This window comes from Micropruina sp. (assembly GCF_047602085.1).
Lineage (GTDB): Bacteria > Actinomycetota > Actinomycetes > Propionibacteriales > Propionibacteriaceae > Micropruina.
Genome location: NZ_JASGID010000007.1, coordinates 218667 through 243428, shown reverse-complemented (window position 1 = coordinate 243428; position 24762 = coordinate 218667). Strand labels below are relative to the sequence as shown.

The 24762-nt window shown below is 64.1% G+C and carries 24 protein-coding genes; 15 read left to right on the top strand and 9 right to left on the bottom strand.

The window, feature by feature from the left end; genetic code table 11:
* Nucleotides 1-38 precede the first annotated feature (38 nt).
* Complete coding sequence (locus QM721_RS13665; protein WP_415122908.1) at nucleotides 39-1376, top strand: MFS transporter; 1338 nt, start codon at nucleotides 39-41, stop codon at nucleotides 1374-1376.
* A gap of 333 nt (nucleotides 1377-1709) precedes the next feature.
* Entirely contained in the window at nucleotides 1710-2414 is a 705-nt protein-coding gene (locus tag QM721_RS13660; RefSeq protein ID WP_415122906.1) for a hypothetical protein, read from the top strand.
* 298 nt (nucleotides 2415-2712) lie between these two features.
* On the opposite strand, the gene QM721_RS13655 is transcribed toward QM721_RS13660, so the two are convergent.
* Nucleotides 2713-4281 (bottom strand): recombinase family protein, encoded by a 1569-nt coding sequence (locus QM721_RS13655; RefSeq protein WP_415122904.1) that lies wholly within the window; start codon nucleotides 4279-4281, stop codon nucleotides 2713-2715.
* A gap of 35 nt (nucleotides 4282-4316) precedes the next feature.
* On the opposite strand from QM721_RS13655, the gene QM721_RS13650 reads away from it, so the two are divergent.
* A complete protein-coding gene (locus QM721_RS13650; protein ID WP_415122902.1) occupies nucleotides 4317-5339 on the top strand; it encodes a C-terminal helicase domain-containing protein in 1023 nt (340 codons plus the stop codon).
* A gap of 66 nt (nucleotides 5340-5405) precedes the next feature.
* Nucleotides 5406-6536, top strand: coding sequence for a hypothetical protein (locus QM721_RS13645; protein WP_415122900.1), 1131 nt, complete (start codon nucleotides 5406-5408; stop codon nucleotides 6534-6536).
* 14 nt (nucleotides 6537-6550) lie between these two features.
* Here QM721_RS13645 and QM721_RS13640 read toward each other — a convergent pair whose 3' ends face one another.
* Entirely contained in the window at nucleotides 6551-7555 is a 1005-nt protein-coding gene (locus QM721_RS13640; protein ID WP_415122898.1) for a DNA-processing protein DprA, read from the bottom strand.
* A gap of 209 nt (nucleotides 7556-7764) precedes the next feature.
* On the opposite strand from QM721_RS13640, the gene QM721_RS13635 reads away from it, so the two are divergent.
* From QM721_RS13635 to QM721_RS13615, 5 genes are all read left to right on the top strand, one after another.
* Nucleotides 7765-8145: a hypothetical protein gene (locus tag QM721_RS13635; protein ID WP_415122896.1), complete on the top strand. Its 381-nt coding sequence runs from the start codon at nucleotides 7765-7767 to the stop codon at nucleotides 8143-8145.
* Nucleotides 8142-8387 (top strand): hypothetical protein, encoded by a 246-nt coding sequence (locus tag QM721_RS13630; protein WP_415122894.1) that lies wholly within the window; start codon nucleotides 8142-8144, stop codon nucleotides 8385-8387. Before QM721_RS13635 ends, QM721_RS13630 begins: the two co-directional genes overlap by 4 nt.
* 470 nt (nucleotides 8388-8857) lie before the next feature.
* Complete coding sequence (locus QM721_RS13625; RefSeq protein ID WP_415122892.1) at nucleotides 8858-10126, top strand: DNA cytosine methyltransferase; 1269 nt, start codon at nucleotides 8858-8860, stop codon at nucleotides 10124-10126.
* 335 nt (nucleotides 10127-10461) lie between these two features.
* Complete coding sequence (locus QM721_RS13620) at nucleotides 10462-11274, top strand: hypothetical protein (protein ID WP_415122890.1); 813 nt, start codon at nucleotides 10462-10464, stop codon at nucleotides 11272-11274.
* 27 nt (nucleotides 11275-11301) lie between these two features.
* Nucleotides 11302-13884, top strand: a complete 2583-nt coding sequence (locus QM721_RS13615; protein WP_415122888.1) for an AAA family ATPase — start codon at nucleotides 11302-11304, stop codon at nucleotides 13882-13884.
* A gap of 46 nt (nucleotides 13885-13930) precedes the next feature.
* Here the strand turns inward: QM721_RS13615 and QM721_RS13610 are convergent, their stop codons facing one another.
* Complete coding sequence (locus QM721_RS13610; protein ID WP_415122886.1) at nucleotides 13931-14185, bottom strand: hypothetical protein; 255 nt, start codon at nucleotides 14183-14185, stop codon at nucleotides 13931-13933.
* Nucleotides 14186-14786: 601 nt separating this feature from the next.
* On the opposite strand from QM721_RS13610, the gene QM721_RS13605 reads away from it, so the two are divergent.
* Entirely contained in the window at nucleotides 14787-15047 is a 261-nt protein-coding gene (locus tag QM721_RS13605; RefSeq protein ID WP_415122884.1) for an SDR family oxidoreductase, read from the top strand.
* On the top strand, nucleotides 15044-15685 hold the full coding sequence (locus tag QM721_RS13600; protein ID WP_415122882.1) for an NmrA family NAD(P)-binding protein: 642 nt from the start codon (nucleotides 15044-15046) through the stop codon (nucleotides 15683-15685). Before QM721_RS13605 ends, QM721_RS13600 begins: the two co-directional genes overlap by 4 nt.
* Nucleotides 15686-15831: 146 nt before the next feature.
* Here the strand turns inward: QM721_RS13600 and QM721_RS13595 are convergent, their stop codons facing one another.
* The 4 genes from QM721_RS13595 to QM721_RS13580 form a co-directional block, all read right to left on the bottom strand.
* The gene (locus QM721_RS13595) at nucleotides 15832-16395 is read right to left on the bottom strand and encodes a hypothetical protein (RefSeq protein ID WP_415122880.1); all 564 of its coding nucleotides are present in this window, start codon (nucleotides 16393-16395) and stop codon (nucleotides 15832-15834) included.
* 102 nt (nucleotides 16396-16497) lie between these two features.
* A complete protein-coding gene (locus tag QM721_RS13590; RefSeq protein WP_415122878.1) occupies nucleotides 16498-17157 on the bottom strand; it encodes a hypothetical protein in 660 nt (219 codons plus the stop codon).
* Entirely contained in the window at nucleotides 17150-17479 is a 330-nt protein-coding gene (locus tag QM721_RS13585; RefSeq protein ID WP_415122876.1) for an excisionase family DNA-binding protein, read from the bottom strand. Before QM721_RS13585 ends, QM721_RS13590 begins: the two co-directional genes overlap by 8 nt.
* A gap of 128 nt (nucleotides 17480-17607) precedes the next feature.
* The gene (locus QM721_RS13580; RefSeq protein WP_415122873.1) at nucleotides 17608-18123 is read right to left on the bottom strand and encodes a hypothetical protein; all 516 of its coding nucleotides are present in this window, start codon (nucleotides 18121-18123) and stop codon (nucleotides 17608-17610) included.
* Nucleotides 18124-18858: 735 nt separating this feature from the next.
* Between QM721_RS13580 and QM721_RS13575 the strand changes: the two genes are divergently transcribed.
* Both QM721_RS13575 and QM721_RS13570 read left to right on the top strand, forming a co-directional pair.
* Nucleotides 18859-19593: an NYN domain-containing protein gene (locus QM721_RS13575; protein ID WP_415122871.1), complete on the top strand. Its 735-nt coding sequence runs from the start codon at nucleotides 18859-18861 to the stop codon at nucleotides 19591-19593.
* A gap of 864 nt (nucleotides 19594-20457) precedes the next feature.
* Nucleotides 20458-20826 (top strand): hypothetical protein, encoded by a 369-nt coding sequence (locus QM721_RS13570; RefSeq protein ID WP_415122869.1) that lies wholly within the window; start codon nucleotides 20458-20460, stop codon nucleotides 20824-20826.
* A gap of 163 nt (nucleotides 20827-20989) precedes the next feature.
* Here QM721_RS13570 and QM721_RS13565 read toward each other — a convergent pair whose 3' ends face one another.
* Complete coding sequence (locus QM721_RS13565; protein ID WP_415122867.1) at nucleotides 20990-21304, bottom strand: hypothetical protein; 315 nt, start codon at nucleotides 21302-21304, stop codon at nucleotides 20990-20992.
* Between the two features lie 281 nt (nucleotides 21305-21585).
* Between QM721_RS13565 and QM721_RS13560 the strand changes: the two genes are divergently transcribed.
* Together QM721_RS13560 and glsA are read left to right on the top strand one after the other, a co-directional pair.
* Nucleotides 21586-22236, top strand: a complete 651-nt coding sequence (locus tag QM721_RS13560) for a hypothetical protein (RefSeq protein WP_415122865.1) — start codon at nucleotides 21586-21588, stop codon at nucleotides 22234-22236.
* Nucleotides 22237-22878: 642 nt separating this feature from the next.
* A complete protein-coding gene (gene glsA / locus QM721_RS13555) occupies nucleotides 22879-24078 on the top strand; it encodes a glutaminase A (protein ID WP_415122863.1) in 1200 nt (399 codons plus the stop codon).
* Between the two features lie 42 nt (nucleotides 24079-24120).
* On the opposite strand, the gene QM721_RS13550 is transcribed toward glsA, so the two are convergent.
* A complete protein-coding gene (locus QM721_RS13550) occupies nucleotides 24121-24723 on the bottom strand; it encodes an HdeD family acid-resistance protein (RefSeq protein WP_415123446.1) in 603 nt (200 codons plus the stop codon).
* Nucleotides 24724-24762: the final 39 nt, after the last annotated feature.

The following is a 24762-nucleotide window of genomic DNA, read 5'->3' as shown; positions in this document are numbered from 1 at the left end:
TAAAGTCATCGCGTTCGTGGCCGTGGGCCACGCTCTTGGTGGCGGGGGCCGCCCAGTTCCTCGTGCTGCTGGAATCCACGATCATCACCGTCGCGATCCCGCCCATCGGGGCCGCTGTCGGGGACGGCGGCTGGCTTGCCTGGGTGCTCAGCGGCTACCTGCTCGCGTTCGGCGCGCTGCTGTTACCTGGCGGGGTCTGGGCGGACCGGTACGGACAGCGCAGAGTGTTTCTGGCCGGATTGTCCGCATTCGCCGTGACGAGCGTGCTGTGCGCAGTGTCACCGACCATCGAGATTCTCGTAGCAGCGAGAGCACTTCAAGGCGCATCGGCCGGCGTACTCGCCGCAAGCGCACTTGGGGTGGTACTCACTCGATATGTAGAGGCCCGCGAACGGGCGATTGCACTGACCGTATGGAGTGCTCTCGGGGTGATCGGGGCTGTCGTCGGCAGCCTGATCGCGGGACCGCTGATCGTGTGGCTGGGATGGCCCGGAGTGTTCTGGGTCAACGTCATCGCGGTCGCCGTCCTCGTGCCGTTTGCGCTCAAGCTCATCCAGGCACCTGCGACGAAGACGGCAGCGCAGGGTGTGTGGCCAGCTTTCGTCGCTGCTACCGGAACGGCAGCGATTCTCGCCGGGCTCAGCGTCGCTGAACGTGCGGTAGTCCCTGGCGTCGTCGTGACACTACTCGGAGCGGCTGCGGTGATCGGTGTCGTGGTGGTGCAGGGCCGGGCGAGGTCTTCGATCCTGCCTGTGCGCTTGTTCCGGCTCCCCAGCTACCGGATTGCCGCGTCCGGGCTGTTTCTCGGCAACGGCCTGATGATCGCCACCATGTTCGCTTACTCGCAGCATCTTCAAGACCATTACTCGGTCTCCGCTTCGACCGCTTCGTTCGCAGTCCTACCGATGGCACTGGCCGCACTGGTCGTCGCATTCCTCGCCGATCCACTCATCGCTCGGATCACGGAAACGGTCACGTTCCGGTTGGCCGCACTCAGCCTGATCATCGGCTCCGCGGTACTCCTGGGCGTCTCACTGATGAACGCTCCCTGGGGGTGGCTGATCGCCGGAGGAGTGCTGATCGGTGCAGGTCTTCCGGCGTGCTTTGTCATCCTCAACCGCAGAGCATTCGCCCAAGTTGACGCAGGCGAGGCCGGGACCGCGTCCGGGTTCACGAACATGCTCACCACCGTTGGTGGGGCCGTCACCGTTGCCATCACTGCACTCTCAGCCAGCCTGTTCGGACAAGCCGGAGCCTATGGCGTCCTCCTGGGCTCGGGAGTCATCATCGCTTGCCTCAGCTTGGCATCAGGAGCGGACCCGGCGGAAGTCGCCGCCGACGACGAACCAACCAGGAACGTCGCCGAGGGCGTCTAAGCGAGAGGTGAGGGGCTACCAACTCCACCGCTGTGACGTTCCGCCCCGCGGCGAGAGCTGGGCCATCTTTTCGAGCTGTGCCCCCGCTTGCTGGTCGGCCTGCATAGGCATAGGAATAGTCGGCGTCTTGGATTTGGGTGCTGGTGACGCACCTCCCTTTTGGGAGGCGTCACCGTGGACGAACACACCTCACCCGCTACCAACGTCGCTGCGGGAACGACTGGTCCGGCCAGCGGCAGTTTCGAGAGCCCAGAAGGTCTACGCGCCCTACTCAACCGCTTACACGACGCCGGGCCGGGAGCATGGCGGGCTGACCGTGAAGCAGCAGAACTCATGCGCTACACCGCGACCAGATACCGGCCACTCGCACGTAAACATGGCCTGGATGCCTGGGCGGTCGCGTCCGCCGCGTTCGAGGTGATGCTCGCTCCCTCTACGCGTAACGCGAGGAACCCGTGGGCGGTGGTGACGCGCGCTGTGCAGATCACCTGTCACGCGGAGACTCGGGCAGCCGGGATGCTGACCTCTGCCAGCAAGGTGCACCATGCCTCCCGGATCGTCGGGTTCCATGATGCCGTGCGATTCGCCGAGCGTGAGCGCTTGGCCGACTATCACCCCGCGTTTACGCACCACGATGACGGCGACGCGGACGAGAGTGAGCATGAGATGCGGGTCGCTGCGCTGCTGTCGGCCACGGTCGCGCTGTTCGAGTCTGCGGGTTGGGATGCTGCGCTGGTCTCCGAGTGCGTTGAGCACGTCGCCTATCGGCTTGCCGATCTCCCCTCTCGGCAGCGTGGGGTCGAGGTACTGCGCCGTGACCGCGCAATCCCGACGCTGCTCGGCATGCCGCCCCGCGCATGGTCGGCCTTGCTGCGGATCGTGCTCGGGCATCCCGACCCAAAGCACGCGGGCAGCCCGGTCGGTGATGGAGTGCTGCTGCGAATACTGAACGGCGAAACACTGGGCAGTCTGCGCGGCGACGAGGCGCTGATGAAGCTGATCCGCGCAGCCAACCCCGATCAGCGCACCGCGCCTTGATTTGGGGGTAGGGCTCCGCACCTAACGGTATGAGCACCCGCACCGTTACCCCCGCCGCTACGTCCACCGCCCCGATTCCTCCTGTGCGCCCGTCCGCTTCGACGCTCGGCGCTCGGCTTGCCGCTGCCTCCCGGCGCGCGCAGGGCTTCACCACCGTCGTAGATGATCCTGTCGTTCTGGCCGAACTGCGCGAACTCTGCGCCACCCCGCGCTCCATACGCGCGCTCGTCGCCGAGAAACGCGAAGGCCCCGCCCCCTGAACGACTCAGGTTGCGGGGCCGGTCACGGATCGTCGGGGTTACGCGCGCCAGACGAACTCGACCCGGCGCGCGAGCACTGCTGCGCGGTGCTCGTCGCGGCGCACGTGGAAGTCCTCTGTGCTCTCGTTACGGCGCTTGGGCACGGCGGTCATCATGTCTGCGGGGTGAGCGTGTACCAGTACCGCTTGCAGGATCAGGCCCGCCGCTTGGTACTGCCACATCGGGGTACGCCCTTCCCACTCAGCAGCGACCGTCGTGACATCGATCTTCAACCCGGCGGGTTGTTCGGGCATCGTCGCGGTGTACTCGCGGCGGGTCGCCTCGATCCGCTCCGCGATCCTCGCGCGCTGCCGCACCCACATGGCCTTATCGATCAGCCCGTCGTAGTAGTCATCATCGAGCCGCGCCAGCCGTTCCCGATCCTTATCGAGCGTCGCTGCGAGCCCGACCCTTGCCACAAGGTCACTGCCCGAGGATCGGTGTTTCGTAGGGTGGAGGGTGATCTGCTCGAACGTCGCCAGCACCGCCTCCTCCACGAGCCTTTCGATTTCGGCAGAGCGGATCGAACGGGTACACCCGCCTGGGGTCGGCTGTAAGCACTGGTACACGCCGCCCCGGTGAATCATCGACGTGCCACACAGGGAGCAGCGAATCAACCCCGAGAACGGGTACATCCGCACCGCGGCACCGCTGCCGGGTTGGTGGAAGTTCCGGGCTTTCTTCCTCGCGTCGAGCACGTCGGAGACTTGCTGCCAGGTGTCCTCGTCCACAATCGCGGGCCATGCCGCTTGTACTTGCATCTTCGAGGTCTTCGCGCGGCTCCCGTCCGGCATCACGGGTCGATACTCTCTGACTCCTTTGTTGGAGGGGTTGTAGAGCACCATCTTGAGTGTCCGATCTGACCACGCGCACCCGTGGGTGGTGAGAATGCCGCGCGCGTTCCAGTCCTTGCGAATGCGGTACAGAGACTCACCGGCGAGCACCCGCTGATACATCTCGACCACCAGCGGCCCCGTCACCGGATCGATCACGAGCGCACCAGCCTCTGCCCGGTATCCGAACGGCACCCGTCCGCCGTGCCAGGAACCCTCGATGGCCTGCTGCTTCGCCGCCCGAGCGACACGGCGGGCAGTGTCAGCGGATGACTTGTTCGCCATCGCCACCAGCACCCTGGCCATCGCCACATCAGAATCCGTGTCCAACCTGAGTGAGCCGGTCACGGAGCGGACGGTGAACCCTCCGAGCACCTTCGCATCAATGAGGTCTTCCAAGTCTCTGGGGTCGCGCACCGCCCGATCCAAGTCATAGGCGACCATCACCTGCGCCTGCCCCTCGGCAAGGTGTGTCAGCATGGCACGGAACTGCGGACGGAGCACCCGCCGCACCCGCTCACCAGATGGCAGCGTGATCGTGCGCTGCTTGAACGCCGACGTGTCGTTCTCCCGAAACACCGCTGCGACTTCCCACCCGTGGGCGGCGGCGTATGCGCGGCAATCGGCCTCCTGCCGATCCACACCGCGTTCGGTGCCCTCGGGGTCGTCACTGATCCTGACGTACACCACCGCCCGCAGCGGCTCCGTGCTCTGCTTCTGCTCGTTGTGGCGCATCTCTGGCCCCACCTTCCTACTCGTGTGAGAGGTAGGTGCGTTTACAGAACCTCGGCTACGCCATCACCGCCCACCGCGCCCAAGGCGTGACCACCGATACCGCGCACGTCATCACCACCGTGACCACGACGCGGGAAAACTTCTACGTCGCCATGACCCGCGGCGCGGACGGCAACTACGCCTACGTCGTCCTCGACCGGCCCGACGACGGCCACGGGGTGCCGCACCCCAGCGACAACCCGGACACCACCGAGCGGTCGGTGCTCTACGGCGTGATCCAACACATCGGCGCCGAGCTGTCCGCGCACGAGACGATCACCGCCGAACAGGAACGGTGGAGCAACATCGGCCAGCTCGCCGCCGAGTACGAAACCATCGCCCAAGCCGCCCAACATGACCGCTGGGCCACACTGTTCGCCGCTGCTGGCCTCACCGGCGAGCAGGTCGATGCCGTGCTCGACTCCGACGCGTACCCAGCCCTATCGGCTGAGCTGCGGCACGCCGAAGCCAACTACCACGACCTTGACATCCTGCTGCCGCGCCTGGTCGCCGCGCGTGGCCTGGACGATGCCGCGGACGTCGCTTCGGTGATCCACGCCCGCGTCGCCCGTGCTACCAGCCGGCCCGCCGGGTCCGGCCGCACCCGCAAACCACCTCGACTCATCGCCGGGCTCATTCCCTACGCGGACGGGCCGATGGCCGACGACATGCGCCAAGCCCTGGACGAACGCCACGAACTGATCGAAGCCCGCGCCGAGGCCATACTCACCGGCGCGCTCGCCGACAAGGCACCCTGGACGGCACGGCTTGGCCCCGAACCGAAAGTCCTGAACCAACGAAAGGCGTGGCGTCGCGCCGCCGCTGTCGTGGCAGCGTATCGGGACCGCTACCAGATCACCGACGACCGAACCCCACTCGGCCCACCGCCGCAGAACACCCGGCAGAAAATCGACCGCGCACGCGCCGAAGCCGCACTGAGGGAACTCAGCGCCGGCGCACCGTCGCAGGAGACCGGGCACCGGGTGACGCGTGCCGCGACTCGCGGTCCTCGTCTCTAAACGCTGTCCGTCGGGTCTGCGATCCTGGACGTAGAGCATTCGATCACTGAGAGACGAGGTGGGAAGGTGGCGCAGTCAGAGCAAGCGCGCGAAGTCGCGCGACGCCTCGGCGTAGTTAGTCATCCCACTCTCGACCAACTGGCCGAAGCCGTGGCTCTCTTCGCTCCGTTGGGGTGGGCCATGTGCGGACGCTGGCACATGGAAGGCACCTTGCGCGTCCTCCGACAAGCCGGGAACGGCGCCACCGACGACGAGCTGGATGAAGCGATCACCGATGTGTGGAACAACGAGAACGCGACCTTGCTGAAACACGCCGCGGCGCCGATGCGCCGATGGTCGAACTCTCACTACCCCTTCAAGCAGCTCGTCTGGGACCGAGTCAGTCTCATCGAGAAGGCCATCGAGCATCACTTCGCAGGTGCCTATGAGGCATCGACCCCGATCATCTTGGCTCAGATCGACGGTATGAGCCGGGACCTCACCGGGCAATCCTTCTTCTCGAAAGGGAGCAACGACCCGTATCTGGATGACGAGACGATCGCTGGCATGGAAACCAACCTCCCGGTGGTGCGCGCCCTCTTCTCCGAAGACGTAAGGCCAACCGGCGACTACGGCAAGGTGTCTCGACACGGCGTGCTCCACGGCCGTGACCTCGGCTACGCGACCCGCGTGAACTCCACCAAGACCATCGTCCTCGTCGCCGCCCTCGCTGAGTATCTCCCCAAGATCGCCGATAACGCTGGTGCCCAACTCCGACGACAGCATGAGGATGAGGTTGCCGGCTCCACCGAAATCGATGAACTTGGGCGCCTTGTGGACGACTGCCATGTGCCCGAACTGCTGAACTTCGCCTACGACCTCGACACTGAATACCTCAACGCCATCCTGTTGATGCCAGCCCCGTTCAACGCGCGGCGACAGTTGGCCGCAGTTGCGCGCAAGCACGGTCTCGACCCGGAAGCGTTCGCGCTTGACGAAGATCAGACCGGCTGGCGATGGCACTACACAATCCCGGCCGGACAGACCCTCAGCTATGCAGCCCGTCCAAGCACCAGCAGCGAGCGCCGCCACCCCGACGTGTGGCGATGTGACGACCCCTCCACTCCCGACACGTTCCCGTGGAACGACTCAACGGGTTGGCGCTCCGACGATGACTTCCCACGATCCCCGAACTGGGAACCCAGACTCGTCATGTAGCCATCGTCAGCTCACTAGATCGAACGCCCAGACCCGCCCGGCGCAGAGCGATAGCCGCCGAACTCGCGTCCAGAAGCGGATCGCGTCAGGTTCTTGCCGGTTGGCTCAGCCCCGTCGAGCAGTGCGATGACATCGCCAGCCTGGGTGACGACGGAGGCGACTCCCTGCTTGATGAGTTCGTTCGGTCCGCTACTCGCGACACTGGTCACCGGACCGGGCACCGCGCCGATGCCCCGGCCGAGGTGATGCGCGGTGCGCACGGCCGCGATCGACCCGGAGCGCACGCCAGCCTCGGGGATGACGACACCACCCGAGAGTGCAGCCATCAAGCGGTTCCGTGCGACGAGCCTGTCCCGCGTCGGTGTGGTGTCCGGTGGGAGTTCGCTCACGAGCAGGCCGGTGTCGCCGATCCGATCCAGCAGCTCAATGTGTGCGGCCGGGTAGCGGCGATCCAAGCCAGTTGCCAGGACAGCGATTGTCTGACCGCCGGCGGCAAGCACGCCCCGGTGCGCCGCATTGTCGATCCCGTAAGCGCCACCGGCGATGACCACTCGTTCCTCATCGGCCAGACCCGTCGCCAAGTCCTTGGTGACGTGCTCGCCGTAGTGGGTGGACGCGCGAGCGCCCGTGATCGTGACCCGATCACTCAGCGCCGTCGCCAGGAACGACGACGCGCCCTGCGTCCACAGCACATACGGGGCACGGTCACCCAGCTCGTCCAGCCCGGCGGGCCACTCCCGATCCGCCGGAATCAGCGTGCCGAACCCGTGCTGCTCGACCTCGGCCACGCGCTCCATCAAGTCGGGCGCGATCCGCGCCCGCAGGCGCTCACGCCACAACAGAACGTCGGCGCGGCCCAGCCCCGTCACGTCGTGATCGGACTCGACCAGGCTCAGCGTCGCAACGCCGCCGTGGCGACCCAAGACGTACCCGGTCGTCAGATCGTCCGGCTCAGCGATCATCGACAGCACGATCCGCGCCATCCGTTCGCCATGCACCTGCTCCGCCAAACTCGCCATGATCGGTGTCCTTCCACTCCAAGGTCACCGACCAGGTGCACACCCGGGCGCTACCGAAGGGGTTCCTTTCGTCGCAGCCCAGACGTAGAGTTGAGGACGAGGCAGGTTCTCAACTCTGCGGGTCCTTCGGGACGGCCCCTCGTGGGCACTCATTCATAGCTGCCTCAACGGTCAACTGCGCCGTTGCTATGACAAGACGAGGCCCCGACATGAGTCAGTTCGCACTCACCACCATTTTCAGCATCCGATACCGGCTGCTCAGGTACGCACCGACCAACATCCTGCTGATCCGCACTCACGGTCGTCACGGAGTGAGGTGGTTCCTGCTCGCGCTCGGCCTGGCCGCGATGTTCTTCTACGCCGCCGCGATCTGCACCACGATCCTCAACCACGACGGCCCCGGCTGGCTCAACGCACTGGTGATCCTGTTCACCTGGAACGGCTTCAAGATGCTTCGGATCGACCCGGTGACGCTCGTGCTCCGGCGCTACATCCGCGTCACCCAGCCTGACCGAAGCGCCAACGCAGACACCAACGGCGAGGAAGCGCAGGCTCAGTACGAGGTCGATCCAACTGGAGCGACCCGATGAGCGCCCGCGAAGTCGACCGCTCAGACGACTCGGCAGCCACGAGCACCCGCCGCAAGGCCCCGCCATCCCGGATGCGCAACTATCGCATCGTGGCCGAACCGCGCACCGACCCGGACCTGCACAAGCTCGCCCAACTCTTCATCGGCATGGCCTTCGCACGCGCCGATGCTGAGCGAGAGGCACAGCGCAACTCTGGTCGGCACGAGGCACGGAGCAGCCAACCCCCGACACCCGCCGACTGACTTCGACCACAGGAAACGACGACATCAAACCGTAGGGCCACCTTCGTCCCAGGCCGCCATCGACCCCTGACAAGCCTGTTCACCGCGGGGCTGCGCGGGAGCGCCCCCCGAGCCACCGCAGTTCCTGTGATTGTCGGTGGTCTCGTGCAGACTCAGAGCATGGCAGCATCGACCTCTAGCATCCACAGGGTTCCTACCCAACTTCGAGACCCCTCGCGCACCCGATCGTCGCGCGTCACCGCGCGCCTCCCTCACGGTGACCGGAACCTGTATCAAGATTGGTCCGTGGCAGAGAATCGACGTAGGCCCCAGTGGCGCGGTGAACGCAAGGCGGTGCTCGTACGGCTCCCCGTCGAGGTCGCCGACCAGCTCGTGAAGGCCGCAGAAGTGTCGCACCTGTCAGTTTCGGAAGCAGCCAGCAGGTACATTACGGCTGCTCTGACTTCCGCCCCCAACGGTGGTGGTGCCAGGTGACCGAGCAGCTAACCGCGGCGGACCTTTTCTCAGGGGCTGGTGGTGCGAGTTTGGGCATCGTCCAGGCCGGCTTCGATCTGCGTTTCGCCGTCGAGATCGATCCCTACGCCGCTCGCACTCACCACGAGCACTTGCCGGGAGTCGTGGTCGACACTGACATCCAGCAACTCGATGAGCGTGACTTCCTTGGCGTGTCCGGGGTCGGCGTCGGCGAACTTGATCTTCTCTTTGCCGGCCCTCCCTGCCAAGGCTTCAGCATGATCGGACCACGCGAGATATCGGACTTACGCAACTCGCTCTTCCAGGAGGTTCTACGATCAACAGCAGCGCTTCGCCCGAAAGCTGTAGTGATCGAGAACGTTCCCGGGCTGCTCACGCTCGACGATGGCCGGTACCTCGCGTCCATCATGTCGGGTCTTCGAGCGGAGGGATACCAGGCCGCTTGCGCGGAACTGCTCGCGGCGCAGTACGGGGCGCCGCAGATGCGTTGGCGCCTAGTCATCATTGCGTGGCGCAACGATCTGGGCATTCCGGCCGGGTATGGCTTCCCCCAACCGACACATGGGAACTCCCAGATCGGCGAACTCGTACCTAACTCAACCATCCCAGATGAGTTGTATGAGGGCTTCTTGACTACCCGCGCAGCAATCGGTGATCTGCCACCGATTCGTGCCGGTGAAAGTGCGCCGTCATATGACGGGCGTCCCCGACACGACTTCCAGGTGACCGCACGCACTGAACTCGACGGTCGCCGCATGGCGACAAGCGAGCTCCATGACCACTACGCTGCCGCGCTCAGCCCGTTGACCCTGGAACGGTTGCGAGTCCTGGCACCTGGTCAGGACTGGCGCGACCTTCCCTTCGAGTTGCTTCCGCCGAGTATGCAGCGGGCGCTCCGCAAGGACCACACACGTCGATACCGCCGGATGACGTGGGACGGCGTACCTCGATCGATCATCACCCGGTTCCGCGACCCAAAGTCTGGCGAGTACACCCATCCCGAACAGGATCGAACCATCAGTATCCGAGAGGCTGCTCGCATTCAGGGATTCCCCGACTGGTTCTCCTTCTCCGGGCCGAACACAAGCAAATACACCCAGGTAGGGAACGCGGTGCCCGTTCCTCTTGCCCGTGCGATCGCATCGGAGGTGCGTGCGTGCCTAAAGGGGTGTGAGGATCGGGAGCGCTTGCTCGATCCCTTCCGCCGCAAGCCTCTCACACTGCTCGACCGTCATGGCCGACTAGTCGAGAGGCTCGCCGCATGACGGCACCGCGAGTCCGACGGACCGCGGCAGAAAGGGAGGCACTCCGTCCGCACATCGCTGAGTGGTTCGGGCACCGCGTATACCCGACTGTTGCCGATCACGCCCGTGCTCGGCAGGACCAACGCGCGGAACGCTGCCCCTTCCTCTCCGAAGTTGCCGAGCGCGACACCGAGTGCGTCAAGAGCGCTAACAGCCGCGGGGTCTGCACCATCAGCGCGGGAAGCAACGGAGTGCGGCAGGACTGGCTCGTCTGCCCCCACAGAGCGCTCGATGACGACCTTCTGCATGCGATGGTGCGTCGACTCTTCGGACTCGCTGAGGGCGAAGCAGTTCACGTGCTACCGGTCACGAACCTGGCAGATGACCGCATTCGCGAGCGGCTCATCGCAGATGCTCGAAACCCCATCGCACCGCGGCAGTTCCTCACGTTTCAGCAACTCTTTGGCGGGGAAATCAGCCTGCCACGGTCTCCGAACAGCCCCGAGTTGTCGTTTGACGCCACAGTCGTTGAGGTCGTCCCCACCGAAGCTAATGTCGGAGTGAGACTCGGCCGGTACGGTGTGATCGAAATGCAGACCACCGACACTCACGGAACCTATCGTCACGCTGTGGATGCTCTGCGCAGCGCCCTCGACCTTCACGCTGACGACTTCGGTGAGCAGGTCTCCGCTCATCCCGACTGGCCGGGCCGGCGAGTCGAAGGGCCGAACATCAGCAACGTGTTCAAGCGCACCTTCTACCAAGTGATGTTCAAGTTCCAGATCACTCGCCGCGCATCTTCTTCGGGCTGCATCCTTGCCCTGCCACGCCCAGTCTGGGACTCATGGCAACCTTTCCTGGGAGCACCCGAACTCGTTGACATGCAAGACGGCACTCATCGCCTTCGCGCTCGGGATGACGAAACCGTCGACCTCTCGAACATGGCGCCAAACTGGATCTACGTCTTCGACATCGCAGACGAGCCACCCGCAGACGGCTCGACAACACCAATCGAACTCCAGCTCGTCATCGCTACAGACGCGCCCACCTTGAGTCGTCTCGCACTCGATATCGCACCGAACAACGCTATAGGCGAAGCCGACGCTGAAGACACCGTCATCAACGCCCTCCGGCGTCGCACCGGCACCTTCATGCCGGGAATCGAATAGTCCGCCTCGTCTTTCTGATGGATGCCAATGACCACCGAACTCACAGTAAATCTCGGCGACACGACGCCCCGGCGGCTCCTGGTCGACTGGGCCAACTCGCAGGACGCCTGGGTGCGCCAACTGACCGCCGAGACGATCCTTTCGAGGCAGACGCCCGGTGAAGACTTTCTCGATGTCGTCTACGAGACTTTTCTCGTGGAGAAGGGCCTAGCAGAAGGCGACTCGCCAGACATCCCCAAGCTTGAGGTCAGCTCCGTCGATACCTCGGAAGAAGAAGTCTTGGAGCTTGCCGAGCTCAGTAACGTGCAGGGTGTCAACGCACTCGCCAGCGACCAAAAGTTGACGTTTGACCCAAGCCTGACAGTTTTGTTCGGACAGAACGGGTCTGGCAAGACCGGCTACGCACGAATCATCAAGCGAATCTCCGCGGTACGCGCCGCCGAAGACATCCTTCCGAATGCTCACGCTACATACATCGACCCGCCACCGGCGCCATCAGCGCAGATTACATACCGACTTGCTGGCCAGGATCGGGCCGCCCAATGGAGCAATCAGGCTGGCCTGGCGCCTTTCACGCGGATCAGCGTCTTCGACTCCAATGCTGTCCAACTCCATGTCGACAGCGAGTTGGGATATGTGTACACCCCGGCCGAGCTAGCCCTGTTCGGGCATGTCGCGACTGGCATACGCGCGATCCAAGACCGTATTGCGGGTGAAGCATCTGGCCTAACTCCAGGAACAAATCCCCTGCTTTCCAAGTTCGCGCGTGAGACGAAGGTCTACCCGATCATCGAGACGCTTGGCGCCACAACTGACCTCGCCGAACTAGACGCGCTGGCATCGGTGGAAGCCGATGCCGAAGCCACGCATGAACGCCTCCAGTCCGAGATAAATGCGCTTAGGTCAAACACCGTCGACGCCGTACTGGCAAACACTCTGCAATTTGCCGGAGACCTCAAGCGCCTCCACGCTCTCCTGAGTCAGTTCCGAGGGTTCAACGGCGAGAACTACAAGCAGGCGTTGGAAGCCGTGGATGCAGCAGAACTCCGGCGAGCACAGGCACGCGAGGAACTGTTCGCTGCGGATGAACTACCCGGTCTTCCTGACGATGAATGGCAGGATTTCATCACTGCTGGCGACCAGTATCGCCAGCACCTCGGGCGCGATCACTATCCGCAAGCCGGGGACGCCTGCCTCTACTGTATGCAACCCCTTTCACCTGCGGGTCTGGCGCTTGTTTCTCGTTACCGCACTTTCCTGGACGAGACGCTCATGCAACAGGTCAGCACTTCCCGCAAGGCATTGGAGCAAGCTCGTCTCGTCGTCAACGACACCGAGGTTGCGCGTGTCCGTGACTTCCTTCAGACCCGAGACGGTCATGCCAGCGATGCCGACTGGGTCGCACGAGCCCACACCCTCCTGAATGACGGTGTGGCTACATCTGCTGAGACGTATGAGGGAAAGGCTCTGACTGATACAGACCTCGGTGCACGCGTGGAGCCTGTACTCGCTGAGGTTGCTGCAACACTTACGGCGGCGACCGAAGCCGCCGAGCAACTGGCTATCGACAAGCAGAACGCTACGACGACGATCGCCACGAAACAACGCGAACTCGCCGAACTAGGTGCCCGCATCGACTTGAAGAACAACTTGGCAACGGCCAGAGAATACGTACGACGAGCGAAGCGTGCGGTACAACTCGAACGACTGTCAAAGGTGATTTCAAACGGCGCAGCCAAGCAGCTGACCGTACAGTCAAAGCTCGCAAGTGAAGACTTGGTTAACAAGAGCTTCGAGTCTCTCTTCGCCGAGGAGTGTGAACGCTTGCAGGCGCCCCCTGTCGCGCTCCATTTTCAGGGGCGAAGCGGCAAGGCGCAGCGCAAGAAGGCGGTGGCGAACTATCGACCTTCTGCTGTGCTCTCCGAGGGTGAGCAGAAAGTTCTAGCCCTGGCAGACTTCCTCGCAGAGAGTCGCATGAGGGGGACGAAGGCACCCCTCATCTTCGATGATCCAGTGACTAGCCTCGACTATCGGCGCCTAGACGAGGTGGCAGCGCGCATCCAGGGTCTAGCAGAGACACATCAGGTGATCGTACTGACGCATAACATCATGTTCGCCTCGGCGCTGATATCCGTGCGCCAGAACAAGAGACTTCGGGTGAAGATATATGAGGTTCGTGACGGCGGAGAAGCCAAGGGAGTCCTCGCACCAGACGTTGAACCCCAACTCGATACTCCGGCGGATCTCGCTAAGCGAATCAATGTGAAGCTAGAACACATACCCAAAGCTGACGCAATTGTGCAGGACGCCCTCATAAAGGAGACCTACGATCTCATCCGGGCTTGGTGCGAGGCCTTCGTTGAGCAGGAACTCCTATGCAACGTCACGCAGAGGTATCGCCACAACATCATGATGACGAAGCTCTCCAAGATAGATGCGACGAAGCTTGATGCAGCCGTAGCTGTGATCGAACCGCTGTTCGCTCGCGCCTGCGACCGCATGACCGGACACTCCCACGCCGCAGAGAAGATGAGCACCAAGCCCACATTCGCAGAGCTCAAACAAGACTGGGAGAACGGTCAAGCGGCCCGAAAGGCGTACATCGGGTAGAAGGCGGATCGGCATCCCACTATGCGGCAACGTCCGATCGCCACCTTCATCCACTCATGGCCGATGCCTCAACGAGCGCACGCCGCACGGCTTTGCGATCCACGCCCATGCTCTGCGCGATCGCCCTCATCGAGACGCCGCCGAGGTAGAGCCGCACCGCTTCGGCCGCTTCTTCTACTCCGAGACCCGGACGGCGGCGCCCGACGCGGCGCCGCGTGAGGTGCGCCGACACGGTGGCGCGATGCACGCCGTACCTGTCTGCCAGCTCGTTGACCGTCGTACCGTCGAGGTAGTCGTCCACAAGGCGGTCGACCTCAGCAGCGGTGAGAAAGGTTTGAAGATGTTCAATCCTCCGAACCACGGTGCCCCGAGAGTCCTCCATCGGGGCGGTTTCCGGGCGCTGGGACACCCGGTAGACACCGCGCTTCCAGCGTGTGACCAGGGTCTTTAGGCGCGGGGTAAGGTTTGCGAACGTACTACGCAGGGACCCTGATGGGACGGCCCCGGTTCTTGGATCGGGGCCGTTGCTCTTCTCGCTTAAGCCCTGGTCAGATCCAGTTTTGCGAGTGGTGCGCAATGCTGACGCAACTACCCCTGGAACGCCGGTCGGCCCGTCGGCTCACCGCAGGCGTGCCCTCCGTGGTGGTACCAAGAGGCGCCGATCAGCCCTTCTGGGCCGACCGCCTCACCGTGCTCCGGGTGGCCACCACCGCTGGCCCGTGAGCACCTGGACGCCGGCAGCCCCACCCGAGCACTCGGTGAAGCAACAACCGACGAGATGCGTGACCGAGCTGCTGAGTTCGCCCGCAAACTCGCCAACGAGGACGGCTGCGCCCGCGCGGTAGCCGTCATCGAATCAACCGTTCGCGAGACAATCGAGGCTCGGGCTGGAGGAGATGGGCATGGGTGAGGCCGAGATCGTGCTGGTGACCGGCGCGACGGGGAACGTCGGCCATGTCGTGGTCGAGCAACTACTGGACGCGGGGGTTCCAGTGCGTGCGGCGGGACGGACCGCCGAGTCGGTGACTGCGGTCTTCGGTGACCGAGTAGAGGCTGTGGGTGTGGATTTCGAGGACTCCCAGACGTGGGAGGCCGCATTCACCGGGGTACAGCGGATGTTCCTGATGCGGCGCCCCACCTCGGGAAACCGAAGAAGCAGATGATCCCATCGCTGGAGTACGCATCGGCGTCGGGGGTACGGCAGGTGGTGTTCCTCTCGCTGCAGGGTGCCGAGAAGAACCCGGTCGTCCCGCACGCGACGATCGAGGCGTGGCTATGTGCCAGCGGGCTCACGTTCACCTTCGTGCGGGCTTCGTTCTTTCACCAGAACCTCTCCACCACCCACGCCAGCGACATCCGCGATCGGGACGAACTGGTGGTTCCAGCAGGTGGTGGAGCCACCGCGTTCGTCGACGCGGAAGACGTGGGCGCGGTCGCCGCTGTCGCGCTCCGGGAACCGGACCGCTATGCGGGCGCAGCGCTCACGGTGACCGGCGACGAGGCACTCACCTACCAGCAGATCTGCGACACTCTCACAGCCGAACTAGGGCGCACCATCCGCTACCCAAACCCGGGCATCCTTCGCTATCTGCGACATGCCAGGCGGACGTTGGAGATGCCGCGGGGCATGGTGCTCGTGACGGCGGCGATCTACACCACCGCACGGTTCGGCCTGGCGGCCGGACTCACCAGCACCGTCGCCGACGTCCTGCACCGGCCCCCGATCCGGTTCGCCGAGTTCGCCCATCGTGAGCGACAGGTCTGGAAATCTGCCGACCTTGTCGGGAAGGACGTCCCATGAGAATCGCTCTCCTCGGCGCCACCGGGCGCACCGGCCAACTGGTGCTGGCAGAAGCAGCCCGCCGCGGTCACGAGGTATCCGCCCCCAGGAAGTCCCCATGAACAACGTGGTGTGGGTCACCGGCGACATCCGCGATCCACACGCGCTCACCCGCGCGATCGAGGAGACGGACACGGCCCGATGACGTGGGCGATGCTGAACCACAGTGCTTGCATCCGGTAGAAGTGGCGGATGAAGCCGCCGTCGAGGCTCAGCGCGAACAACTCGTCAAGCCACGGCATCAGCATCCGCGCCCTGTCTTCACCGAGACGGAGAATCTGTGCAGGCTCGGTATACGTGGCTTCGGCGAACCCAACCGCGTCGAGCCGGTCGGCCAGCAGGCCTGAGTATTGCCAGAACACTTGATCGATCACGTAGTCAGTATCGAGATAGACCGTGGTGACCGTGATGTGGCCCTCGGGTTCGCTGCCGCAGAGGATGTTCGCGCCGAGCAGGATCACATCACCGACCTTGACCGGCTTCTGACCAAACTCGCTGAACAGGATCGCGGAGCCGTCGCGCACGACGATGACGTTCACGCAGTCGTAGGCAATCGGTCCGACTGGTCGATGCACGGTGCTGGTCCGCGCGAGGATGGCCGACAACGCGCTCTGATCGCCAAACAGAGTGAGAGGCCCCTCTGTCTGGTCAGTTGTCGCATAGTCGGCCATCTTTTGCTATTCCTGACGAAGGAGTCCACGCGGATCACGGTTATGGCCACATCCGTGAAGGTGGTGAAGAGAGCATCCAAGCCGCCGACAAGCGATGCCCGGTCAGACCCGGTGCTCGGGGCACAGTCCGTGTTGTAAGCCGACTGCGTCGTCGAGATGCGTCTCGCAGCGGATGCAGGCGATGCCTCGGAAGATCGTGCTCGGCTGGTCTGGGTCGGCCCGGACCGGTGTCGCGTCGTAGGCACCAGCGAACTGTGCGACCAGGCGGGGATGTCTGCGGCCGAGCATCCGGTGAACCTCGGCCGCTGTGCGCGACGGGTTCTTCTGCACGGCCGCGAGCAGATCGACGCCTTCTCGGTACGCCTGCTCGGTGAACCGTAACGCTATGAAGTAGTCCGGGCTGACCGCGCTCATCCCATGCGCCGCGAGATCATCGAATGCGAAGTCATCGACATCGGTCGTGATCAGATGCCTGGCTCCCGCGCGGATCGCGTCGGCCACCACGTGCCGGTCCTGGACTGTGTCAGTCGCCAGATCCTCAATGACCTGCGCGGTCGGTGACAACTCCGTGCCCAGAATCGTCTTGCGCACAATCGATGTCCGCGATGCCTGGCCCCGTGCATGCCGATCGGCTTCGACCTCGACGTGCCTCGACCACGTCCACCTCAGACCATCCGCACGCGCCCCGGCGATCAGCAAGGTGCGGGTCACCGGCGAAGCGAGCGCATTGGCATCCAGGAAGAGCAGCGGTGCCTCACTCACCGAACAACTCGGCCCCGATATCGGCAGCGGACGCCTCGGCCATGCGGCGCACGAGTTCGCGGCCGTATCGCTCGTACTCGTTCAATGGTATGCGGTGGTGAGTGCCGACCTTAGTGGCCTTGATGTCGCCGTCGGCGATCCGACGCAACACCGTGGACCGAGACATTCCCAGCCGCCGCGCGACCTCGGCAGGGGTCAGCAACTCCACCCGAGTGGAGAAGTCGACGACCTCACCGCGCTGCTTCGCCGAGTCCAGGAACGCGCGCACACGCCCCCAGTCCTCATTGGACAGGTGGGCCGGGTCCACAGTCATGCTGCTCATGTCCCCAGCATACTCCGCTGTGACCACTTACGCATCGATAAATGTCCACACTGCTCGACGGGCGACCGGGGCCAGGCATGCCGAACCTGTCCCTGCGATGGTCGCTCAAGCCCCCTCGCGGCAGCGGTTCATTCAGGCTCCCCGATTGCGCTGGCTTCGACCAGAGCCCTCCGGACGGCCGTCCGACCCACGCCCATGCTCTGCGCGATCGCTCGCATCGAGACACCGCCGAGGTGGAGCCGGACCGCTTCGGCCGCCTCTTCTACTCCGAGTCCCGGACGGCGACGCCCGACGCGCCGCCGCGTGAGGTGCGCCGACACCGTGGCGCGATGCACGCCGTACCTGTCTGCCAGCTCGTTGACCGTCGTACCGTCGAGGCAGTCGTCAACGAGGCGGTCGACCTCAGCGGCGGTGAGAAAGGTTTGAAGATGTTCAATCCTCCGCACCACGGCACCCCGAGAGTCCTCCATCGGGGCGGTTTCCGGGCGCTGAGAGACCCTGTAGGCACCGCGCTTCCAGCGTGTGACCAGGGTCTTTAGACGCGGGGCAAGGTTGGCGAACGTGCTACGAAGGGACCCAGGGTCCAGCCCCAGCATCTCGGTGCTGGGGCTGGTTTTATTCTTGCGTTTGTCCTGGTCAGACATGGTTTCCGTGCTGGTGCGCAATGGTGATCGCCGTGCCCGGATCGTCGTCGTCGAGGTCCGCGACCCCGCCTTGGTGGTGCGCGATGGTGATTTCGGTGTCTCGTGACGATGTGCCAATGATCGGGCCAGTGTCGTATGCGCGACGCCAAGTCCGCGGGCGATCTCTCTGACGCTTGCTCCCTCGCCTGTCGCGACCCGAGCCGCCCGTATCTCGTCGTCGTTCAACGCCCGGAGACGGATGCGTGTGTCAACGCCAGCGGCGATGAGCCGCTTCCGAACCGTCTGGACATGGATCCCATGCTTCTCCGCGATCTGAACCTGAGTCAGACCGTCCGCGTAGCCGGCCGCAAGCGGCGCAAGTATTGCCTGCGTGGTCCCTGCCGGGAGCGGAAGTGAATGCCGCTGACGCGCACCTCGCCGACCGCTCCGGTGAGACCCCGTCCGTCCCTCGATACCGTCTCGTTGCCGGCTCCCTACAGCGCGATGTCTCTCTGGCTTCTCTCCGGAAGCCAAGGGTTCATCGGGCTTCGGATCACGTCGCGAGAGCTCGACCATCCATACCTGAGCGGGTGAGAGATGAGCGAGGTCGTCGACCAGCTTCCTAACCATTGCGCGATCGACCGCCGTCGCGGGATCGTCAACCACTCGGTCGTTCATCGCTCCATTCTTCTTCCCGCGTGCTGCATGCCGGTCGAGCCTCGGCGAGTGTCGGACCCTCCGCCTAAGGTCTGAGTCATGCGAGTCGGCGTCTACATCGACGGGTACAACCTGTACTACGGCGGTCGCGGCTTGTGCGGTCGCTCGACCCCCGGGTGGCGTTGGCTCAACCTGAAGGCGCTTGCCTCCGACCTGATCACCACGCACTCCCGCTGGCAAGGCACAGTCATCGAGACGGTCACCTACTGCACAGCACGCGTGAGCGGAGCCAGCAACTCCACCGGACAACGCGAACAGGACGTCTACCTCCGCGCGCTGGAACGATCAGGCTCGGCCACTCGAATCAGCTACGGCAACTACGTCGCACGGGTTGCCACGGCGCCACTGGCGACCGCTGGCCGGAACGGCAAGCCGGTCATCAGTCATCCCCAGTGGCCGCTGATGGTGCAAGACGGAGCCGAGCAAGACGTCCCGGACGCCAGGTTCATGGCATCCGTTGCGCGCCGAGAAGAGAAGGGCTCAGACGTCAACGTTGCCTCGCACCTGCTCATCGACGTACTAACCGAGGCGGTGGATGCCGCGGTGGTGATCTCCAACGACAGCGACCTGGCCTACCCCGTCACCTTCGCACGAAGCCGAGTGCCGATCGGCCTCATCAACCCCACCAAGGGCTACCGCGCTGGCAAGCTGGCCGGCGAGCACACCGACGGCGTCGCCAACCACTGGTGGTATCAGATGCAGCCTTCCGACTGGTACGCACACCAGCTCCCGCCGACTGTCAACCCGCGCATCATCAAGCCGCAAGAGTGGTAGCCAGAGCCACTGCGCTGCTACACTAGGGCCATACCACCCGGCCCCTCTGGGGCCGGGTCTTCCCCTTCTTGGATCCTCAACCACGCCAGCGGGCTCAGCGCACCCCACTTGCACAAGCAGGGGAATGATGCCCCGGACACTCCGGCACAGAATAAGGAAGATGGCTAAGGACCACTTCATCCCGGCAAGCCTGATTGCTCGGTTCTCCGAAGAGCCAGACGGCGAAGCACGGAAGCGCAAGGTATGGACAGCGCGGAGCAACGGCAGCCGCGCAAGAGTCCGAGCGGAGGCCTTGGGCTATGCCAACAATCTCTACGACGTGGATCAAGACATGTTCCCCACACGTGGACCACGCGCAGTCGATGATGTTTGGGGATCCTACGAACCCCGACTCCCGCAGGTATTGGACAGCCTGATCAACGGAACCGTGACAGCCGCGGAATGGATCGACACGCTACTGCCGTTCGTTGCCGCTCCCTTCGGCAGAGATCGCGGGTACAAGGCCCGCGTCGTGGGTCGTCTTACGAGACACATATCGGGTGACTCCTGGCTTGAGGACCTCGACGTGTCGGACTTCATGCTCGCCGACACGAACATCGCGCTCAACCGGCTACTGGAGCTGGAGCGATTCGCAGCTCGCGCGCTCGCGAGCACCTGGGAGGTTATCGAAGTTGATGGTGACCTCGTCTTGCCTGATTTGGGCTACGGATTCGACCTCATCCACGAGTACCCGGACGTCCTCATGCTCCTCTACCCGATCGGACCACGGCATCTACTCGCTCTGACGCCGTGCCCCAGGCGCCACATCTTGCGAAGAACGGCTGATGGTTGGACTCCAGACATCTCTTACGCCAGGAGAGTGTCGTGTCATCGAGTGACATCAATCGCTTGCTGGCCAGTACCGCGCAAGGTTTCGTCGTGGGCTCAAGCGCAACGATCGAGGAGATTCGAACGGAGGACTTCGCCCTCTTCGACTGGAACGGCATCGATCAAGTGCTTGAACAGTGGCCGTTCAACATCGACACGCTCAAGCTCAGTGGCCTGCACAGAGTCGTGCAAGACGTGGTCCATGGTGGACTCACGACGTTAGATGGCGTCGTGTTGAGCAAGCACCGGTCGCTATCCGAGCTTGAGCCGAACGGTCTCTTCGTGGCTCCGCCCGGTCGTGTCCGAGCCGATCAGGTGCTGGCGTTCGATGAGATCGGGCTGCTTCTAACGGCACATCGCTGGTAGCCGAGCCGCCCGTTGGCGAGGGGGACCAAGAGAGGACCAGAACCATGCAACCCCTGCATCCCATGCCTCCCAGGGCAACCTCTGACACGCAGAACCACACGGAACCCAGCTCAACCGGTCTGGTCTTACGCCTGAAGGTCAAGTGGGTGTCTCCAAGCGCCGCTCAGCGGCCTACATCGACGTCGGCCTCGACAAGCGCGGTCCTAACCGCTTCGCGGTCGACGCTCATGCTCCGGGCGATCGCTCGCATCGCGACGCCCCCGAGGCGGAGCTTGACCGCCTCTGCGGCTTCCTCGACTCCCAACCCCGGACGACGCCGCGCCACCCGGCGGCGAGTCAGGTGCGCCGACACCGTGGCCCGATGCACGCCGTACCGTTCGGCCAGCTCGTTGACGCTCGCGCCGCTGCGATAATCGTCTACGAGACGGTCGACCTCGGAGGCGGTGAGAAACGTTTGAAGATTTTCAATCCTCCGCACCACGGGGCCTCGGGAGTCCCGAATGGAGCCGTTCTCCGGCCTCTGCGAGACCCGGTAGACACCCCCCCTTCCACCGCGTGACCAGGGTGTTTAGCCGAGGGGAAGAGTTGACGAACGTACTACACAGGGACCCTGATGGGACGGCCCCGGTTCTTGGATAGGGGCCGTTGCTCTTCTCGCTTAAGCCCTGGTCAGATCCAGTTTTGCGCGTGGTGCGAGACGCGGATGGTGATCGACGGCAACAATCCTGATCAAAGAGGCCGACTGATGCGAGGAGACTCATGAAGGATGCCAACTGGCCCGGCGTTACCGATCCCGACGCGTTGAACGCGCGCCATGTCGAGAACGTGGACCGTCTCGCCGACGCTGCCAAAGCAGGAAGGTGGGACGAGGCGTTCCGGCTGCTCGAGTCCGACCAGTGGCTCAGCGCCAACCACTGGCGGATCACGGGAAAGTCCTGGTTCGCCCCGCTGCATCAGGCCGCTTGGCTCGGCGCGCCCGTTGAGGTGGTGGAAGAACTCATCCGACGCGGTGCGTGGCGCTCTTTACGAAACGCAGATGGGTCTCGACCGGTTGAAGTTGCCCAGCAACAGGGACACGCGCATCTCATCGAGACTCTGGCCGTACATGTGCCGAGCGAGCATGAGCAGCAAAGGTACGCCGCATGGGATGCTCACTTGGCCCGCCTCATTGCGGAACGCACCGAGCGGATCAACACAGTAAAGATGCGACAGATACCGACCGAGGTCATCGCGCTGGAGCAGTTGGGGACGCTCCACTTCGGCTATCCCGGGATGTATGGCGGCTTCTCCATGTCGATCCACAAGGAGCGGCTCTTCGTTGAAAGCTGGAGCCGAGTCGTCGGCGGTTCGGGCCAGGCGCACGTGATCACCGAAAGCGGGTGCGTGCTCGTGGAAGAAGGGTTCGTTTGAGTCTTGACACGCCGCTGAATCACCCTGGCCAAAGACCCTGCGGAAACGAGAGCCGCACGAACTGGCTGGCGATTGACCCCAAGGGTACGGGCGATCGCACGCACCCAGGCACCGCCGCTCTGCAACGTGACAGCCTCGGCCACATCTGTGCTTCCAGGGCCGCTTCGACCACGACGAACCACGACGAGGCGGGTGAGATCCTTCGACACGGTCGCGCGGTGCACGTTGTACTTGGCAGCAAGCTCGGCAACGGTCGCTCCAGCCAGGTAATTGTCGACAAGACCCTCGATCTCAGGGGCGCTCAGAATGGTTTTGGGGAATTGCAATCGTCCCCACGACTGGCCCCCGGACGTCACGAATCGGGCCCCCAGCGCCGCTCCGCGAGAAGCGGTAAACGCCACGCTTCCACCGCTTGACCAGAGAGTTCGGCGACGGGGCAAGGTTTGTGAACAGTCCACGCAGGGACCCCAGATAGAATGTTGTCGTGACTAGGTCATACGCGGGATTCGCCAGCGGCTGCCCGAGTTGTGCCAACAGCCACAGCCAACAACCACACCCTGGACGGGACATGGCCTTCCGGAGAAACCCGTGACCCCGCAACGCAGACCAGGACAAGTCCAGGTGGATGAGCTCACTGATCCCGTGAGCCGCGCGTTCGCCACCGTCATCAACCAGGTTCGTGCCCAAGGCCTGCACGGCAGGGTCGCCGACTACATTCCCGAGCTCGCGAAAGCCGACCCCGACGAGTTCGCGATTGCCGCGACCTCGGTGTCCGGGCACACCTACCAAGCAGGCGATTCCGCGAGCCGGTTCACCATCCAGTCCATCTCCAAAGCATTCACCTACGCACTCGCGCTGCAAGCCTGCGGCATCGACACGGTTCTTCGGCATGTCGGGGTCGAGCCGAGCGGCGAAGCGTTCAACGCCATCAGCTTCGACGACCGCCATCGGCCCGCGAACCCGCTGATCAACGCCGGAGCCGTGGTCACCACCTCCCTGATTCCGGCCGCCACCGGTGATGAGCGTTTCGAACGCATCCGGGCCGGGTTGTCGGAGTTCGCCGGACGTCAGCTCGAAGCCGACGAGACCGTAGCGGCTTCGGAGTCCGCCACCGGCGACCGCAACCGGGCGCTCGCCATGCTGGCCCGGTCACACGGAATGCTGGGCAGCACCGTCGACGATGCCGTGGAACCATACTTTCGGCAGTGCGCGCTGCTGGTCGACTGCAGCGATCTCGCAGTGATGGGCGCCACCCTCGCCAACCATGGCGAGAACCCGATCACCGGCCAGCAAGTGGTCTCCCCCACCATCGCACAACAGGTGCTGTCGCTGATGTCGAGCTGCGGCATGTACGACCGCTCCGGCCAGTGGCTCTTCGAGGTCGGGATGCCCGCGAAATCGGGTGTCGGCGGCGGAATCGTCGCCGTCGCGCCTGGTGAGTACGGCATCGGGGTCTACAGCCCACCGCTGGATGAGGCGGGCAACAGCAGCCGCGGCGTGGTCGCGTTGCGCACGCTCGCGCAGGAATTCGGGCTGCACCTGTTCAACCATCCAGACCGGCCCACCTCGCCGATAGCGGGAATGGTGAACGACCACAGTGCCGACACGATCACCCTGCACCTGCGCGGCACGATCGACTTCATCGCCGCCGAGCAGGTGGCCTACGCCGCCGCCGAAGCCCTGCACGAGGCCGGGCGTTCCATGCTGCTGCTCGATCTTGCCGACGTCACAGCGATCACCACCGTCGCCGGACGCCTGATCAGCGACCTCTGCGAAGACGCCGGCACCGCTCGGGCTTGGCGGGTCATCGTGCGTGACCCCGCGCGCATCATGACCAGTTGACCCGGCCCGAGTAGTAGCGGGTGTCCAGTGGCGTTCGATCGGCTACGACCCGGCCAGGCCGCGGAAGACGTTGATCACGCCGAGCACGACCAACGCGATACCCACCAGCCACCACAGCAGCAGCGCGCCCCACAGCGGGCTGGTCACCAGCGTTACACCGGCGACGACCGAGACGACGGCGAGCACGACGGTGAGGCCCCGTGACCCTTGGCTGTCACTGAGCGAGAACAACGCGAGAAACCCTTCCATGATCCACAAGAGGCCGACCATGACGGTGACGAAGATCGCCAGGAATGCCGCGGACTGATGCAGTTCGGAGAACGCGACGACCCCCGCAACCAGGTACAGCAGGCCGAGCAGAGCGTGCGCAATCCTGAAGCCGACCCCCAGCTCTTTGGCAGTGATCGAGATCACTAGGTAGGTGAGGCCGGCGATCACGGCCCACACGGCAATCATCACGGTCAGCACGACGGCTGTCTTCATCGGCCAGACGAGCACCGCGACACCGATGACGGCGGCGATGATCCCGCCGAGCAAGAGAGCGATACGGGTGCTTCGAGATGCTTGAGTGGCACTGGCTGGGGACACGTCATCCTCCGTTTTCATTTCAGTTGTTTCGGTGTTCAGCCTAAGCGCTGGGGTCACCGGCAACCGGCTAAACGCATCCGTCAGGAATGAGGGATT

What these genes read in the sequence shown, in the direction of transcription:
- QM721_RS13660 (WP_415122906.1), top strand. Translation starts at nt 1,710, where the DNA reads ATGCGCTACACCGCGACCAGATACCGGCCACTCGCACGTAAACATGGC.
- QM721_RS13655 (WP_415122904.1), bottom strand. Translation starts at nt 4,281, where the DNA reads ATGCGCCACAACGAGCAGAAGCAGAGCACGGAGCCGCTGCGGGCGGTG.
- QM721_RS13640 (WP_415122898.1), bottom strand. Translation starts at nt 7,555, where the DNA reads ATGGCGAGTTTGGCGGAGCAGGTGCATGGCGAACGGATGGCGCGGATC.
- QM721_RS13635 (WP_415122896.1), top strand. Translation starts at nt 7,765, where the DNA reads ATGAGTCAGTTCGCACTCACCACCATTTTCAGCATCCGATACCGGCTG.
- QM721_RS13630 (WP_415122894.1), top strand. Translation starts at nt 8,142, where the DNA reads ATGAGCGCCCGCGAAGTCGACCGCTCAGACGACTCGGCAGCCACGAGC.
- QM721_RS13615 (WP_415122888.1), top strand. Translation starts at nt 11,302, where the DNA reads ATGACCACCGAACTCACAGTAAATCTCGGCGACACGACGCCCCGGCGG.
- QM721_RS13605 (WP_415122884.1), top strand. Translation starts at nt 14,787, where the DNA reads ATGGGTGAGGCCGAGATCGTGCTGGTGACCGGCGCGACGGGGAACGTC.
- QM721_RS13600 (WP_415122882.1), top strand. Translation starts at nt 15,044, where the DNA reads ATGATCCCATCGCTGGAGTACGCATCGGCGTCGGGGGTACGGCAGGTG.
- QM721_RS13595 (WP_415122880.1), bottom strand. Translation starts at nt 16,395, where the DNA reads ATGGCCGACTATGCGACAACTGACCAGACAGAGGGGCCTCTCACTCTG.
- QM721_RS13585 (WP_415122876.1), bottom strand. Translation starts at nt 17,479, where the DNA reads ATGAGCAGCATGACTGTGGACCCGGCCCACCTGTCCAATGAGGACTGG.
- QM721_RS13580 (WP_415122873.1), bottom strand. Translation starts at nt 18,123, where the DNA reads ATGTCTGACCAGGACAAACGCAAGAATAAAACCAGCCCCAGCACCGAG.
- QM721_RS13575 (WP_415122871.1), top strand. Translation starts at nt 18,859, where the DNA reads ATGCGAGTCGGCGTCTACATCGACGGGTACAACCTGTACTACGGCGGT.
- QM721_RS13560 (WP_415122865.1), top strand. Translation starts at nt 21,586, where the DNA reads ATGAAGGATGCCAACTGGCCCGGCGTTACCGATCCCGACGCGTTGAAC.